Source organism: Candidatus Cloacimonadota bacterium, assembly GCA_011372345.1.
In the GTDB taxonomy this organism is placed as follows: Bacteria; Cloacimonadota; Cloacimonadia; order Cloacimonadales; family TCS61; genus DRTC01.
The window spans coordinates 1-2361 of the sequence record DRTC01000145.1 but is presented as its reverse complement, the minus strand read 5'-3'; the positions used below and the strand labels follow the sequence as shown (position 1 = coordinate 2361).

The window sequence follows — 2361 nt, the reverse complement described above, 5'->3', positions numbered from 1 at the left end:
GTTTGTCGGTTGGTGGATATTTCAATAACATCAAGCGAGACTTCGGGAAAGTTGATCCTGCTACAAACAAACCTGTTTATGAGAAAGGTAATAGATTCGGTTTTGGAGTGGATTTTAATTTCAATAATATTTTCGTTCGCGGAGAATATTATGCGGGAAAGGGATTTACCGGAAGCAAAGTTCTCGAAACTATCAAATCTGCTGACGATCTTGAAATGAATGCGCTTTATATCGAAGGAGCGTACACATTTAAAACGAACGGTGAAAAAATTCCTTATATCCAACCTTATGTAATGTATCAGTCGTGGAACAAAGCTTCTGATGTGGATGCTTTTTATTGGGATGATCCGGCAACTATTATAAATGATGAAATCTTATGCGAAAATTTTGTTTCCAACTATTTCACAGCAGGCATTACTTTCGGATTAGATGAAGAACACACAAAACTTAAAATCGATTATGAACTTCCTGTAACTGTTCCCGATAACGAATCGGAAGAAGCAGGAAAACTTATTGTCAGGCTTCAAACTGGATTTTGATCCAATAAAAAAAAATAAAACAAAAAGGAGAAATGTATTATGAAAAAGATTTTTTTTATTAGTTTAGCAATTCTGGTTATTTCATTTGTATCTTTAATACACGCAGATACCATTGTCATCGAACCTTGTGATGATATGTACACCGATGTAGAACATCCGACTTTACCACCCACAACCACTGAATTATGGGTCGCAGAATTTCAACCGGCAGGACATTATGAGCGGATAATGGTCAAGTTTGACCTTTCTCAATTCGCAGGACAGACTATTGAAAGTGCAACCTTAAACCTGAATCGTTTTATGGGATGTCCACAGGGAGGAACTACCAGCACAAATTTTTATGCTATTACTGAAAATTGGGATGAAGAAACATGGAATCCGCATACACATGCACAATATGATAGTTATGTTTGGGCTTCTTATGGTTTCAATGTAAACGGATGGCACAACATCGATATTACCCAGATTGTCCAGTCTTGGATAAATGGAGATATTGAAAATTATGGACTTCTCATCAAAGCACTAGCAGGAAGTAAATTCAGTAAATTCTATTCAAAGGAACATTCAAATTCAAATCTGCATCCTTATCTCGAAGTCGATTATACGGTTGGCATAGATGACGAAAATGAAATTAATATTCCTGAAATCTTCACACAGAATTATCCTAATCCATTCTCCGCAACAGGTGGTTTAGCGAAAAGCGGAAACCCCGGAACGACTATTCAATTTTCTCTTCCGGAACAAAGTAAAGTTGAAATTGTGATATTCAATTCAAAAGGTGAGAAGATCAAAGAAATAGTTTCCGGAAATTATCCGGCAGGAACTCACGGAGTTCTCTGGAATGGCAAAGATAAAAACAATAGTCCTTTTGTCAGTGGAATTTATTTTTATCGGATAAAAACCCAAAAATCGGTAAAAACGAAAAAGATGATCTTGCTGCGATGACTTCATTTCTTTCGCTCGATCCTCAATAAAAGCTGACAGCATAACATTCTGCACTTACAAAGATGTAAGGTTCGCACAATACAATGATGAAGAAGGCAAGCCGGTCTTCTTCATCATTTCTTCAAATAATAAAAGAATGTAATGAGAATTATTTAAAACGAAATTAAATTATGGAGCAAAAAATGAAAAACATCGGATTAAAAACAGTTTTATCAACTTTAGGATTTTTCGGAGTCACTTATATGACCTTGGTTTTTACAAACAGAGCAGGAAAAGTGCCGTATCTTATTGTTGCTTTGTTTTTATTAGGATTTGGAATTTATGCTTTTATTAAATCTCAAAAGATTGAGGACAATAAATTTATAAGTAATTTTCTGGCAATTATCAGCGGGATTGCCATCTGGAGTTTTGTCGGTGAATTTATGGAAAATGCAAATATGTTTATCGAAAATTCTTCTGTTAAAATCGCTCATTGGAACTTCCTACTAATCTTACTTTTAGCGATTTTTGTTTTCCTTCAAATCAGAAAAAGTTTGAATCTATCAGTTCAATTTTCATTATCGAGTTTTTTGCTGATCTGGAGTATGCATTACATAATGATCTTCCAATTTGAAGTGCTTTCACCGACTCATTTTTCTACATACATTATGTGTGGAATGTTTGTAGTTTTAACTGCTCTTGCTATCCTCAAAACAAGAAAAAATTCCAACATCAATTCCGTAATGTTCTGGTCATATTTAGGTTTACTTACGGCTTGGAACATTTTGGAATATATTTGGGGTTGGCGATTGATCCCTGGTCCGTATGCGATCTAACAAAGTAATTTCATCCGAGAAATTTGTTCGTTTTTGTTTGCTGTTAATTTTTTTCTTAATAG

The 2361-nt window shown here is 34.7% G+C and carries 2 protein-coding genes; both read left to right on the top strand.

Going from position 1 to position 2361, the window contains the following annotated elements; all coding sequences use genetic code 11:
• Positions 1-578 precede the first annotated feature (578 nt).
• The gene (locus ENL20_02805; GenBank protein ID HHE37485.1) at positions 579-1484 is read left to right on the top strand and encodes a DNRLRE domain-containing protein; all 906 of its coding nucleotides are present in this window, start codon (positions 579-581) and stop codon (positions 1482-1484) included.
• A gap of 182 nt (positions 1485-1666) precedes the next feature.
• Positions 1667-2299 carry a hypothetical protein gene (locus ENL20_02800; protein ID HHE37484.1) on the top strand — a complete coding sequence of 211 codons (633 nt, stop codon included), beginning with the start codon at positions 1667-1669 and terminating at the stop codon, positions 2297-2299.
• Positions 2300-2361 lie beyond the last annotated feature (62 nt).